We start from the raw sequence: 11,978 nt of genomic DNA, 5'->3' as shown, positions 1-11,978 counted from the left end.
AGGCGACCAGCAACGCGGCGACGCGTGCTCCGCTGACCACCTCGAAGGTCGGCCCGAGCGCCCCGTAGCCCGCGTGCGGGGCGCGGGTCGTCGAGCGAGCGGAGCGAGACGAAACGCGGTGAGGGTCGTGCGACTTCGGTCGGGGTCGTGCGAACGGGGCGCCAGAGCTCAGCGCGGGATGCGGAACGTGTCGTAGGGGATGCGCTGCACGAGGTCGAGCGCGATCTCCGCGGCATCCGCCTCGGTCAGCCGGTGCGTGGCGACGAGCGACGCGAGGTACGAGGCATCGGCCCTGCGTGCCATGTCGTGACGCGCGGGGATCGAGCAGAACGCCCTCGTGTCGTCGATGAAGCCCGAGGTCTTCGCGAAGCCCGCGCTGTCGGTGATGGCGCGGCGGTAGCGCTCCATCGCGTCGGGGGTGTCGAGGAACCACCACGGGGCGCCGACGTACACGCTCGGGTAGAAGCCGGCGAGGGGGGCGAGCTCGCGTGAGAACGCGGTCTCGTCGACCGTGAACAGCACGAGCCGCAGCGCGGTGCCCGTGCCGAAGTCGTTCAGCGCCTGACGCAGCGGCTCCGTGTACGTGGTGGGCAGCGGCAGGTCATGACCGGTGTCGGCGCCGTGGCGCGCGAGCGTCGGCGCGTGGTGGTTGCGGTGCACCCCCGGGTGCAGCTGCATCACCATGCCGTCGTCGGCCGACATCTCGATGAGCCGGTAGAGGATGTCGCGGCGGTAGGCGACGCCCTCCGCGGCGGTCGCACGGCCGCGGAAGCCGGCGACGTGGATGCGCGCGGCCTCGGCGGGGTCGAGCGGAACGGCCCATGCGTCGGCCACCCCCGTGTCGGTCGCGGTGCCGCCGACCGAGCGGAAGTAGGCGCGTCGGGCGCGCAGCGCCGCCAGCATCCCCTCGTAGGTGCCGCAGGGGATGCCGGATGCCGCGGCCAGCCGATCGACGGCGGCGAGCCATCCGGGCGCGGACGGGTCCATCACCCGATCCGCGCGGAACGTGGGCAGCACTCTGCCGTGGAAGCTGGGGTCGGCGGCGAGGGCGCGGTGCGCGGCGAGGTCGTCTGCGGGGTCGTCGGTGGTGGCGAGCACGTCGACGCCGAAGCGCTCGAACAGCGCGCGGGGGCGGAACTCGTCTTCGCGCAGGAGCTCGGCGACCTCGTCGTAGATCGCGTCCGCCGTGTCGGCGCTCAACCGTGCGGTGACCCCGAAGACCTCGCTGAGCTGGTACTCGAGCCAGTACTGCACGGGCGTCGCCCGGAAGAGACGCCAGTGCGCGGCGAGCACGCGCCAGGCCTCCCGAGGGTCGACGGCGGGCTCGCCGGAGGGCGCCTGCACGCGGCCGAGGGGGATGCCGGCCCCGTGCAGCACGCGGGTGACGTAGTGGTCGCCCGTGATGAGCAGGTCGGTGGGCGAGGCGAACGGTTCGTTCTCGGCGAGCAGGGCGGCGGGGACGTGACCGTGCGGGGAGCAGATCGGGGCGTCGGCGACGGAGGCGTAGAGCTCGCGGGCGATGTCTCGGGTGGCGGGATCGCTGGGGAACAGTCGATCCGGATGCATCTTCGTGGTCGGCATGCTGTCCTTCGGCGGTCGTGCGGGGGATGCGGGGATCCCTTCATCGACGGTACCTGTTCTCCCGTGCGGTTGGCAACCGTTTGCCATAGAATGTCGGAAGTCGACGCCGTCGTCGGCATCCGACCGGAGGAGAACGCATGCCGCACGGGCAGTCAGAGACCGAGGCGCCCACCATCGCGCACCTGGGCGTCGGCGCCTTCCACCGTGCCCATCAGGCCTGGTACACCGACCGCGCGGCTGAGGTCGGGGAGCGCTGGCGGATCGTCGCCTTCACCGGGCGCTCGGCGACCCAGGCCCGCCTCCTCGAGGCGAGGGGCGGCCGGTACACGCTCGTCACCAGGGGCGCCGAGGGAGACTGCTTCAGCGAGGTGCGCAGCATCCGCGCCGTCCACGACGGCGCCGAGAGAGCCCCCTGGGAGCAGACGCTCGCCGCCCCAGAGACGCACATCGTGACCCTCACCGTCACCGAGGCGGGCTACCTGCCCGGCGGCACCGCGTCGACCAGGCTCGCCGGCGGTCTCGCGGCCCGGCGCGCCTCGGGCGCGGGGCCGCTCACCGTCATCAGCTGCGACAACCTCGGCGGCAACGGAGACGTCGCCCGGGACGCCGTGTTCGACGCGGCGATGAGGATCGACCACACCCTCGCCGACTGGATCGACGAGCACGTCGTGTTCCTCTCCTCGATGGTCGATCGCATCACCCCCCGGACGACGGATGCCGACATCGACGAGGTCGAGCGCGCCACCGGCATCCGCGACGAGGGCACGGTCGTCACCGAGCCCTTCTCGGAATGGGTGATCGAAGACGGCTTCGCCGGGCCGCGTCCTGCGTGGGAACGCGTCGGCGTGCGGTTCACGCGCGACCTCGCACCCTACGAGCAGCGCAAGCTGCGGCTGCTCAACGGCGCGCACTCCCTGCTCGCCTACCACGGGCTGCTGCGAGGCATCGGCGACGTGGCCTCCGCCTTCGGCGACCCCGCCCTGCGCGACCTCGTGGAGGAGTACTGGACCGTCGCCGCGGAGAGCTGCGTGCTGCCCCGCGGTGAGGTCGAGGAGGCGATCGCCGCGACGCGCGTCCGGTTCGCCAACCCGCGCATCCGTCACCTGCTCGCGCAGATCGCGACGGACGGCGCCCACAAGCTGCCCGTCCGCATCGTCCCCGTGCTCGACCACGCGCTGCGATCGGGAGCGGATGCCGCGGCCCCGGCATCCGTCATCGCGGCCTGGGCCATCGCCGGCGGCCACTCGCCCGCCGAGATCGACGCTCTCCTGGACGGGGCGGGGAGAACCGCCGCCGCAATGCGCGCGGCGATCGGACGAGAACTCCGTAGGCTGGAAGAAGATCCCGTCGCAGCGGCGACGCGGGTCGAACCAGTGAGGAGCTAGGCATGGCAGACGACATCGCGGTCGGATCGCCCGCCGAGTCGGAGGCCGTGCGTGCGTCCGAGAGCGTGACGATCTACGACGTCGCCAAGCTCGCCGGCGTCAATCCGTCGACCGTGTCGCGCGCACTCAACCGGCCCGGTCGCGTGAACGCCGTGACCGAGCGCCGCATCCGCGCAGCAGCCGAGACCCTCAACTACCACGTCAACCCGATGGCGCGGGCGCTGCCGACCGGGCGCACCTCGATCGTCGGCCTCGTGGTCTCCGACATCACGAACCCGGTGTTCTTCGACGTCATCCGCGGCGCGGAGGCGGCGGCCACCCGGTCGGGCTACACGCTGGTGCTCACCGAGTCCGAGGAGTCGGACGAACGCGAGTACGAGCGCGCCCAGCGGATGCTGCGCATGGTCGACGGGATGCTGCTGGCCACCCCGCGCATGTCGGACGAGCAGATCACGGCGCTCGCACGGCAGAAGCCGGTCGCGGTCGTGAACCGCCTCGTCGACGATGTGCTGTCGGTGATCCCCGACGTGCAGCACGGCATCGCCGAGGCGGTCCGTCACCTCCGCGGGCTCGGCCACAGCCGCATCGCGTACGTGCCGGGTCCTCCGCTGTCGTGGATGGCCCGGCGCCGCGGCGAGCTGCTCGCCCAGCGCTGCGAGTGGGCGCACATCGAGCTCGCGACGCTCGACTCCGTCGCACCGACCGTCGCCGGGGGCCGCAGCGCCGCGGTGGCCGTGCGCGACAGCGGCGCCACCGCCGTGATCGCCTACAACGACCTCATCGCCATCGGCCTCATGCAGGAGCTCGTCGAGACCGGCATCCGCATCCCCGCCGACATCAGCGTCGTCGGCTTCGACGACATCTTCGGGGCCGACTTCACCTCGCCGCCCCTCACGACGATCAAGTCGCCGCTGCGCGAGGGTGGCGACTACGCCATGGCGGCGCTTCTCGGACGTGTGACGGACACCGAGGTCTCGGCCGACGGCTTCGACCTCGCGACCACGCTCGTCGTGCGCGGGTCGACGGGCCCCGCCGCCCGCTGATCCGTCACCCCCGGGGGAGACGCAGGAGGGGCGGATGCCGACGGCATCCGCCCCTCCTGCGTGCTCAGCAGGCGAGGGGGCCGACGTCCTCGGGGGTGAGGGGCTCGCGCTTCGCGTGGCCCCAGCCGAGCTCGTGCGCGCCCACGTCGGCCGCACCGGTGCGCTTGCGACCGTCGATGTCGTCTCGCACGAACGCCGAGTGGTCCTGGGTCCCCGCGTTCACCGCGGGGCTGCCGCTGCCGATGCGCAGCACGTCGGCGGCGTCGCGGGCGAGCAGCGGATCGACGCGCGTGAAGCCGGACGCAGGCAGGTCGCCGTCGGGCGCCGCACCCCACAGGATGTTGCCCGCCCACGTGAAGCCGGTGCCGGTGGGCACGCTCGCGAGGGTTCCGGCATCCCCCTGGATGATGTTGTCGACGATCACGCAGTCGGCCGGGGGGATCGGGCGATGCGTCTCACCGGAGATGCCGCCCGCGTTGCCCACGATCGTGTTGAGCGCCACGCGCACGCGGTCGACCGCGTCGTTCTTGTTGCGGGAGTTCGCCGGCTCCCCCTCGTAGTGGTCGCGCACGGTGCCCGCGCCGAGCACGACGGCGGTGTCGGCGGTCTCGCCGATGTAGTTGTTCACGATGACGTGGTCGTTGCCGTAGATGCGGATGCCGCGCTGGCCGCGGATGATGTGGTTCGACTCCACGCGCGTGCGGTTGCCGTGCCGCAGCACGATGCCGCCGCCGCTGTCGCGGAAGGTGTTGAAGCGCACGGTGTTGTCGCTGGACTTCACCGAGATCGCCTCAGGGTCGCCGTTCGTGCGCTCGAAGAGGTTGTACTCGACGATCGCATAGGCGCTGCTCAGCGCGCGCGGGCTGACGCCGAGGCGGATCGGCTCGCCGCCGTTGTCTCCGGGGAAGGAGTGGTCGGAGAAGTAATTGTGGTGGATGTGCACGTTCTCGGCCATCTCGGTCGAGTTCGCGCCCTCGATGCCGAGGAACAGCCCCAGCGTCGACTTGCTGTGGAAGTGGTTGTACTCGATCACCGTGTTGTCGGCGCGCACCATCATGAAGTGCATGCCCTCGATGTCGGCCAGGCGGAACTCGTTGCGGCTGAACGTGACGGCGTTGCAGGTCGGCAGGACCTCGATCATCGTCGACTGCGTGAACACGAAGCCGCTGATGACGAGGTCGTGCGTGCCGTCGAAGACGAAGCTCTGCGCTCCGGTGAGGGTGACGCCTCCGACGGTCGCCGCCATGATCGTGAGCGGCTTGTTGCCGCGTCCGCCCACTCCGGTGAGGTCGATGGGGGCGCCGTCCGGCACGGCGTAGGTGCCGTCGGCGAGGATGATCGTGCCGCCCTTGGTCATCGCGCGCACCGCGGTCTGCAGCTCGCCGATGCTCGACACGTGCGAGTACGGCCCGCGGCCGGGCAGCATCGGCGCGATGCGATCGCGGGCGGATGCCGCGGACGGCCGGCCGAGCACGGCGGCGCCCGCCTGCTGCGGGATGGTGACCGCCGCCGCGGCGCCGGCCACGGCGGACAGGATGAACGTTCGGCGTTTCATTTTTCCTCCTCGTCGAGGGATGGGGGGTGGAGGGTCGGGCCCCTCGGCGCGCGATCCCGAGGGGCGGAAGCGTGAGGGGTGAGGGGCCCGACCGGCTCAGGGGGCGTCGGTGAGGAACAGCTCGATCACCGGCACGGGGGAGTCGGGGCGCTGCACCGGCAGCTGCAGCGTGAGCGTCCCGTCGGGGAGGCCGCCCATGAGCGTGTTCTGCGCGACCCGGTTCGGGTCGATGTGCAGCGGCACCAGCTCGGAGGCGTCAGCCATCAGCTGCGCGTAGCCCACCTTGCCGGCGAGGCCGGGCAGGTGCAGGTGCTTGAACGGCCAGGAGAACAGGTGCACGTACAGGCGGTCGCCGCGGAGCGTGTACCGGGTGTCGCCGGGCGCCTGCCACGGAGCGGGGCCGGCGCCGTGCACGGAGCGGGCGTGATCGTCCATCCAGGAGGCGATCTCGTCGAAGGTGCGCTGCGCCGTCGCGTCGAGGCGACCTCGGCCGTCGGGCCCGACGTTGAGCAGCAGGTTGCCGTCTTTCGAGACACCGTCGATGAGCAGCTTGATCAGCGACTCCGGGCTCTTCGCGTCGAGGTTGTCGCGGTCGTACCCCCAGCTGCCGTCGAGGGTCTGGCAGGCCTCCCACGCGACGGGGACGCCGTCGCGCTCCATCGGCTTCAGGGGCTGGTACTGCTCGGGGGTGACGATGTCGCCGGGGATGCCGAGGCGGTCGTTCACGATGATGTTCGGCTGCAGCGCCCTGACCATGCTCAGCAGGTTCTCGGCATCCCAGTCCGCCGCCCCCTTGCCGCCCCAGTAGTCGGGGCGGTGGGTGTAGGAGAAGTCGAAGAACAGGTAGTCGATCTGCCCGTACCCGGTGAGGAGCTCGCGGACCTGCCCGTGCAGGTAGCGCTGGTAGTCGCGGATGTCGCGGTCGGCGGCTGCGGCCTTGAACTCCTCGTCGTCGCGCTGCGGGTGCGTGCCGTCGACGGGGAACGAGGGGTGGTGCCAGTCGATGAGGGAGTAGTAGAGACCGACGCGGAGCCCCTCGGCCCGGCAGGCGTCGACGAACTCGGCGACGGCGTCGCGACCGAACGGCGTGTTCATCGAGGTGTAGTCGGTGAGCGCGGAGTCCCACAGGCAGAAGCCGTCGTGGTGCTTCGCGGTGAGCACGACGTAGCCCGCGCCCGCGGCCTTCGCCGTGCGCGCCCAGGCCCGCGGGTCGTAGCGGTCGGGATCGAAGTGCGCGAAGTACGGCTCGTACTCGGCATCCGTCATGCGCTCGCGGTTCTTGACCCACTCGTGCCTGGCGGCCAGTGAGTACAGGCCCCAGTGCACGAACATCCCGAGGCGCGCCTCGGTGAACCAGGCGAGGTCGGCGGATGCCGTCATGACGATGCTCCTTCTGAGGGATCTGCGGGGGAGAGGAGGGCGTCGCGGAGCGCGGCGAGCTCGTCGGACGTGACGCCGTGGGCGCGGAGATAGTCGGCGGCCGATCCCCACTCCGCGTCGAGGGCGGCGAGGGTGTCGCGCATGACCTCGGCGGGGGACTCGGTCGCGAGCATCCACGCGTGGCGGGACCCGGGGTACTTCTCGGCGAGCCGCGCGGAGGTGGCCCTGCGGTGCTCGGCGGGGATGAGGTCGGCGGTGAGCGCGTAGTCGGCGACGACGGCCTCGCGGTCGGCGCCGACGGCCGAGAGCGCGAGCGCGATCGTGACGCCGGTGCGGTCCTTGCCCGCGGTGCAGTGCACGAGCGTCGGCTCGCCCTCGGCGATGATGCGCACGGCCTCCACGAGCTGCGCCGATGAGCGGGAGAGCAGGTGCGCGTAGATCTCGCCGAGGCTGTAGTCCTCGACGAAGAAGGAGCGGGTCGAGCCGAGGTAGAGCGGGAGCCGGGTGATCGCGACGCCGTCGACGGCGGTGGCGTCCTCGGAGACCTCGTCGTCGGCGCGGAGGTCGACGATGCGGCGGACGCGGGAGCGCACGACATCCGCCCCACCCGCGCCGACCGCGGCGAGGTGACCCGAGCGGAACAGGCGCCCGGCGCGGATCACCCCGCCGGATGCCGGGATGCCGCCGACGTCCCGGAAACCGGGCACGCCGTCGACCACGATCACGCCCACGGGTCAGCCCTTCAGAGCGCCGGACGTGAGTCCGCGGGCGAAGGAGCGCTGGAACAGCAGGAACACGATCACCGACGGCGCGAGCGCGAGCAGCGACGCGGCCATGACCACGCCGGGAGTGACCTCCGGCTCGATGCGCAGCGTGCGCAGCGCGAGGGGGAGCGTGTAGGTGTCGCTCGACGTCGAGACGAGCAGCGGCAGCAGGTACTGGTCCCAGATCATCGTGAAGCCGAACACGCCGATGACGCCGAGCGCGGGCTTGCACAGCGGGACGATGATCTGCGCGAAGACCCGCAGCTCGCTGGCTCCGTCGATGCGTGCGGCCTCCTCCAGCTCGAGCGGCACGTCCTTCATGAACTCCGTCATGACGAGGATCGAGAACGCCCAGGCGCCGATCGGGACGATCATGCCCGCGAGCGTGCCCATCAGGTTGATGTGCACGAGGGGGAGGTCGGCCAGGAGGATCGACAGCGGCAGGGCGAGGATCTCATCGGGCAGCATCATCGTGGCGAGGATCGCGACCATCGCCAGCGCCGAGAAGCGGAACTTCTTGCGGGCGAGGGCGTAGCCGGCGAGCACCGACACGACGACCTGCAGCAGCAGGCCGAAGCCGACAACGAAGAACGAGTTCATGAGGTAGCCGAGCACGCCGAAGTCGAAGGCGACCGCGAAGTTGTCCAGCGTGGGCCGGTTGGGGATGACGCTGAGCTCCGTCGGGTCGGAGACCTCGCTGAAGGCGCCGGAGAGCAGCGCGACGAGGGGGCCTGCGAACAGGACGACCACGACGGCGTACAGCAGCACCTTCACGCCGATTCCGACGACGGTGCGGCTCTCGGTGAGTCCGAGAGCGGTATCGGTTCCGGCGCTCATGCGTCCTTCTTCTTCCGCAGCAGCAGCTGCACGGTGAGCGTCAGCACGAGGGTCGCGAGGAACAGCAGCACTGCGCCCGCCGATCCGACCCCGAGCTTCTGCTGCTCCAGTCCGAGCTTGTAGAGGAGGGTCATGACGACCTCGGTGGCGCCGTTCGGGCCGCCGTTGGTCATCAGGTAGACCTCGGTGAACACCCGGAAGCCGCGGATGGCGGCGAGGATGAACAGGATCGTGAACACCGGACGGAGTCCGGGGAGGGTCACGTGGACGATCCGCTGCCAGCGGTTCGCGCCGTCGACCGTCGCGGCCTCGTACAGCCCGCGGTCGATGCCGGCGAGACCGGCGAGGATGATCATCATGTCGTAGGGGCCGCCGCGCCAGATGCCCATCAGCATGATCGACCACATGGCCGAGTCCGGGCTGTTGATGTACTCGCTGGGGGCGATGCCCATGATGCCGATGATCGAGTTCAGGAACCCGTCGGGAGACGGGTGGTACATGATGCGCCACAGCTCGGCGACCACGGCCATCGGGACGACCACGGGCAGGAACGCCGCGGATCGGATGAAGGAGAGCTTGCGGGTCTGGCCCTCCAGCAGGAGCGCGAGGAGGAAGCCGAGGATGAGGCATCCAGCGGTCTGCCCGAGGGCGAGCACGAGCGTGTTGATCGTCGCGTCGCGGAAGGCCGCGTCGGTGAGGATCGTCTCGTAGTTCTTGAACCCCACGAACTCGTTGCCGAGGTAGGGGCGGACGTTCTCGACCGACATGCCGACGGCCTGGAACATCGGGATGTAGCGGAAGATCAGGAACAGCAGCAGGGCGGGGGCGAGGAAGGCCCACGGGACCCACCACTGGCCCTGCACTCGATGGCGGCGGCGGCGCCGCCGGGCGGGCGGCGGGGACGCGATGGCCCCCGCCGCTGCCTGGGGTGCGTCGGCCGCGGTCGCGGCGTCGGCTGTGTGGATGGTCACTGCTTGAGGATTCCCTGCGTCAGGAGCTCGGCCGTCAGCTTGCCGTCGAGCTTGGTGAGTTCTTCTTCGACGTCGAGCGAGCAGTCGGCGAGCAGCGCGTTGATGGTGTCGGCGCTCATCTGGCGGACCGGGGTCCAGCTCGGGATGGTCGGCGCGTAGTGGCCGCTCTCCTGGTAGGCGGTCGCGAAGGTCTGCCAGCGGGGGTCGTCGCGCACGTCGGCGATGTCGACCTTCTCGTTCACCGGGAGCTGGATCGCGAAGGCATCCGTGCCCTCCATGCCGAACTTCTGGGCGTCGGGGCTGACGTACCAGTCGGCGAAGGCCGTCTGGCCCTTCTCGTTCTCGGAGCCGGCCATCAGGTAGACCGTGCCGCCCTCGGCGAGCACGGAGGAGTCCTTCGGACCCTTGGGGGCGGGGACGACGGTGTACTTGTCGGCGCCCAGCACCTTGTCGAAGCGGGGCATCATGTACGGGCCGGTCAGGTACATGCCCGCGACGCCGGACTCGAACGCCTCGTTGGTCGGCGGCGTGTCCATGCTGGGGGCGCCCGGCTGGACGACCCCGGCCTTGCACTGCAGGTCGCGGAACCAGGTCGCGGCCTCGATCGCCTCGTCGGAGCTCATCGACGGCAGCCATTCGTCGCCGGAGCCCGTGATGAAGTCGCCGCCCGCGGCCCACAGGAAGTTGGAGAAGTACCAGGAGGCGTAGCCGCGCTTGGTCGATCCGGGAACCGCGAGGCCGTAGGTGTCGGCCTGGCCGTTGCCGTCGGGGTCCTTCTCGGTGAAGGCCGTGGCGACCTCGAGCATCTCGTCCCAGTCGGTCGGCGCCTCGAGGCCGAGGTTCTGCAGCCAGTCGCTGCGGATCATGAGCGCGTTCGCCTGTGCCGAGTACGGGATGCCGTAGGTCTTGCCGTCGACGGCCTTGCCGGCCTCGAGCGCCTGCGCCGTCATGTCCTTGGAGTTCTTGATGTCCTTGAGGTCGATCTCGCGGAGGATGCCCTGGGACTGCATGGTGCCGAGCTGGCTGACGTCGTTGAGCACGATGTCGGGCAGGTCCTTCTGCCCTGCACGCTGGGCGAGCTTGATCTCGAAGTCGTCGAAGATCGCGGTGACCTCGGCCTTGTAGCCGGTGGCCTCCGTGAACGCCTCGACCTGCCGGATCGTCGCCGCCTCGCTGGGGCTTCCGGGGGTCGTGCGGGTCCAGATCTCGAGGACGGCATCCTCGTCCTGCGTGACGCCGGAACCGCCTTCGGGGGCGGCCGTGCTGGAGCAGCCGGCAAGGGCGAGCGTCACGACGCCCAGGATTGCGGCTGCTTTCATCTTTGTGTGCATGGGTTCTCCAGGGTTTGGCAAACGCTTGCCACTTTGCAAGACGTCGTTGGCGAATCTAACCTAGGGACGCGAGCACTGTCAATCATTGATCGGATGTTTCGCCTTCGAAGGAGAGCACATGGAGCGCATGCGAGCGCGGCTGGTGATGGAGGAGCGACGTCGAGACGACGTCTATCCGGCAGAGGTTCTGGCAGGTATCGACCGTACCGTGGACCTGGTCCGACCGTTCCTCACCGCAGAGGAGCTGGCGGCGGACCCCGAGGCGCTGCGCGATGTCGACGTGCTGCTCACGGGGTGGGGGGCGCCGGTGATCGACGCGGCCCTGCTGGAGCGTGCTCCGCGGCTGACGGCGGTGCTGCACGCGGCCGGATCGGTCAAGCACATCGTCACGGATGCCGCCTGGGCGCGAGGGATCACGGTGGTCTCGGCGGCCGCGGCGAACGCCGAGCCTGTCGCCGAGATGACGGCGGCGCAGATCGTGCTCGCCGCCCGCGGAGTGCCCGCAGCGCGGCGGGCTTACCGCGAGCTGCGGTCGAAGGATGCCGCGTCGCAGTTCGCCTCCGGAACGCGGAGCAGCGTGGTCGGGCTCGTGGCGCTCGGCGCGATCGGACGCCGTGTCGCGGAGCGGCTGCAGGGCACCGGCGTGCGGCTGCTGGCCGCCGATCCCTACGCCTCTCCCGCGGCGGCTGCGGAGCTGGGGATCGAGCTGGTCTCGATCGAGGAGCTGTTCTCGCGCTCGGAGGTCGTGAGCCTGCATGCCCCGCTGCTGCCGGCGACGACGGGCATGATCGGCGCGGCGCTGCTCGAGCGGATGCCGCAGGGCGCGACGCTCGTCAACACCGCTCGGGGCGGGCTGATCGACGAGGCCGCACTGGTCTCGGTGCTCTCGCGCCGGACCGACCTCACGGCGCTCCTGGACGTGACGGTCGACGAGCCGCCCGCGCCCGATTCGCCGCTCTGGGAGCTCGAGAACGTCGAGCTGACACCGCACGTCGCGGGCTCCATGGGCGCCGACCGCGGGGCGATGGGCGAGCTCGTGGGAGAGGAGCTGGCGCGCCTCGTCGCAGGGGAGCCCCTGCTGCACGCGATCGACGAGAGCGCTCTCGCGAGGATGGCCTGAACCGGCAAGCG

Annotated in this window: 10 protein-coding genes; 3 read left to right on the top strand and 7 right to left on the bottom strand. The window is 70.6% G+C overall.

Annotated features, from left to right (window positions below; genetic code table 11):
* Positions 1 to 168 precede the first annotated feature (168 nt).
* A complete protein-coding gene (gene uxaC / locus CQ047_RS03710; protein WP_105672936.1) occupies positions 169 to 1,581 on the bottom strand; it encodes a glucuronate isomerase in 1,413 nt (470 codons plus the stop codon).
* Positions 1,582 to 1,718: 137 nt separating this feature from the next.
* Between uxaC and CQ047_RS03705 the strand changes: the two genes are divergently transcribed.
* Positions 1,719 to 2,966 (top strand): mannitol dehydrogenase family protein, encoded by a 1,248-nt coding sequence (locus tag CQ047_RS03705; protein WP_105672935.1) that lies wholly within the window; start codon positions 1,719 to 1,721, stop codon positions 2,964 to 2,966.
* Between the two features lie 2 nt (positions 2,967 to 2,968).
* Complete coding sequence (locus tag CQ047_RS03700; RefSeq protein ID WP_105672934.1) at positions 2,969 to 4,009, top strand: LacI family DNA-binding transcriptional regulator; 1,041 nt, start codon at positions 2,969 to 2,971, stop codon at positions 4,007 to 4,009.
* Positions 4,010 to 4,073: 64 nt separating this feature from the next.
* On the opposite strand, the gene CQ047_RS03695 is transcribed toward CQ047_RS03700, so the two are convergent.
* The 6 genes from CQ047_RS03695 to CQ047_RS03670 form a co-directional block, all read right to left on the bottom strand.
* Positions 4,074 to 5,564: a polysaccharide lyase 6 family protein gene (locus tag CQ047_RS03695; protein WP_105672933.1), complete on the bottom strand. Its 1,491-nt coding sequence runs from the start codon at positions 5,562 to 5,564 to the stop codon at positions 4,074 to 4,076.
* A gap of 96 nt (positions 5,565 to 5,660) precedes the next feature.
* Complete coding sequence (locus tag CQ047_RS03690; RefSeq protein ID WP_105672932.1) at positions 5,661 to 6,944, bottom strand: alpha-L-fucosidase; 1,284 nt, start codon at positions 6,942 to 6,944, stop codon at positions 5,661 to 5,663.
* Positions 6,941 to 7,675: a tyrosine-protein phosphatase gene (locus CQ047_RS03685; RefSeq protein ID WP_105672931.1), complete on the bottom strand. Its 735-nt coding sequence runs from the start codon at positions 7,673 to 7,675 to the stop codon at positions 6,941 to 6,943. Before CQ047_RS03685 ends, CQ047_RS03690 begins: the two co-directional genes overlap by 4 nt.
* Positions 7,676 to 7,678: 3 nt before the next feature.
* Positions 7,679 to 8,545: a carbohydrate ABC transporter permease gene (locus CQ047_RS03680; protein WP_105672930.1), complete on the bottom strand. Its 867-nt coding sequence runs from the start codon at positions 8,543 to 8,545 to the stop codon at positions 7,679 to 7,681.
* Complete coding sequence (locus CQ047_RS03675; protein ID WP_258132463.1) at positions 8,542 to 9,516, bottom strand: carbohydrate ABC transporter permease; 975 nt, start codon at positions 9,514 to 9,516, stop codon at positions 8,542 to 8,544. The genes CQ047_RS03680 and CQ047_RS03675 overlap by 4 nt, the downstream gene beginning before the upstream one ends.
* Positions 9,513 to 10,835 (bottom strand): sugar ABC transporter substrate-binding protein, encoded by a 1,323-nt coding sequence (locus tag CQ047_RS03670; protein ID WP_181155822.1) that lies wholly within the window; start codon positions 10,833 to 10,835, stop codon positions 9,513 to 9,515. The genes CQ047_RS03675 and CQ047_RS03670 overlap by 4 nt, the downstream gene beginning before the upstream one ends.
* 130 nt (positions 10,836 to 10,965) lie before the next feature.
* Here CQ047_RS03670 and CQ047_RS03665 point away from each other — a divergent pair, with 130 nt between their 5' ends.
* On the top strand, positions 10,966 to 11,967 hold the full coding sequence (locus CQ047_RS03665; protein WP_105672928.1) for a hydroxyacid dehydrogenase: 1,002 nt from the start codon (positions 10,966 to 10,968) through the stop codon (positions 11,965 to 11,967).
* The last annotated feature ends 11 nt before the right edge of the window (positions 11,968 to 11,978 follow it).

The organism is Microbacterium sp. MYb72 (genome assembly GCF_002979415.1).
GTDB lineage: Bacteria > Actinomycetota > Actinomycetes > Actinomycetales > Microbacteriaceae > Microbacterium > Microbacterium natoriense.
The sequence above is the reverse complement of the archived record's forward strand: the minus strand, read 5'-3'. Positions and strand labels throughout refer to the sequence as shown.

Excerpts from the sequence above, each read along its gene's own strand:
- uxaC (WP_105672936.1), bottom strand. The coding sequence starts at position 1,581 with ATGCCGACCACGAAGATGCATCCGGATCGACTGTTCCCCAGCGATCCC.
- CQ047_RS03705 (WP_105672935.1), top strand. The coding sequence starts at position 1,719 with ATGCCGCACGGGCAGTCAGAGACCGAGGCGCCCACCATCGCGCACCTG.
- CQ047_RS03700 (WP_105672934.1), top strand. The coding sequence starts at position 2,969 with ATGGCAGACGACATCGCGGTCGGATCGCCCGCCGAGTCGGAGGCCGTG.
- CQ047_RS03695 (WP_105672933.1), bottom strand. The coding sequence starts at position 5,564 with ATGAAACGCCGAACGTTCATCCTGTCCGCCGTGGCCGGCGCCGCGGCG.
- CQ047_RS03690 (WP_105672932.1), bottom strand. The coding sequence starts at position 6,944 with ATGACGGCATCCGCCGACCTCGCCTGGTTCACCGAGGCGCGCCTCGGG.
- CQ047_RS03680 (WP_105672930.1), bottom strand. The coding sequence starts at position 8,545 with ATGAGCGCCGGAACCGATACCGCTCTCGGACTCACCGAGAGCCGCACC.
- CQ047_RS03670 (WP_181155822.1), bottom strand. The coding sequence starts at position 10,835 with ATGAAAGCAGCCGCAATCCTGGGCGTCGTGACGCTCGCCCTTGCCGGC.
- CQ047_RS03665 (WP_105672928.1), top strand. The coding sequence starts at position 10,966 with ATGGAGCGCATGCGAGCGCGGCTGGTGATGGAGGAGCGACGTCGAGAC.